Below are 621 nucleotides of genomic sequence, written 5' to 3' on the forward strand. Positions count from 1 at the left end.
CGGTGACGGTCGGTACGCCGAGGTGGCGAATGGCGAGGTTGCCGTTGGCAACCCAGATGCCGTTGCTCCAGGCGATATCGGCGGAGGCCGGATTCACATCCGCATCAGCCGGGGCGACGTCGGCGACGGTGGGGAACAGCACGGCGTCGAGCTTGAGCCCGTCCATCCAGTCTTCCAGATCCAGCTTGCGGGTCTTTTCCAGACCGCGCAGACCGTCCGGCACCGAGGCAATCTCGTCAAAGCGCTTGAGACCGCGCTTGGCCATCTTGACGTACTCGTCCATGCCCGCCGCCAGATCGCCCTCGCGGTTCGGCAGGGTGCCCGGATCGTGGGGGAAGATCTTCGGCCCATCGACATCGGCCAATTGCTTAAGCTTGGGATCGCCGTTGGCGCGCAGGAAGTCGTCGAACGCCCAGCCGGAGAGCTCCCACAGCTCGTCGTTGAGAAACTCCGGGCTCACGATGCCGCGATTGAACACGGTCGGCGCACCGGGTCTGTCCCCTTCGCAGTTGGAGACCAGCGGGAAGTCCACTTCGATAACTTCTGCGCCAGCCGCTTCCAGCGCCTTGCGCGCCTGCTCCCACAGCGCAATCACGGTCTCGCGGGTATGGATGCGCTGAC

The 621-nt window shown here is 64.9% G+C and carries 1 protein-coding gene; it reads right to left on the minus strand.

Annotated elements, in window-relative coordinates:
• A partial coding sequence (locus tag CUC53_RS18615; RefSeq protein WP_476692223.1) for an amidase occupies nt 1-621 on the minus strand: 621 nt, incomplete at both ends.

Origin of the sequence: Aeromonas cavernicola (genome assembly GCF_002795305.1) — a bacterium.
GTDB lineage: Bacteria > Pseudomonadota > Gammaproteobacteria > Enterobacterales > Aeromonadaceae > Aeromonas > Aeromonas cavernicola.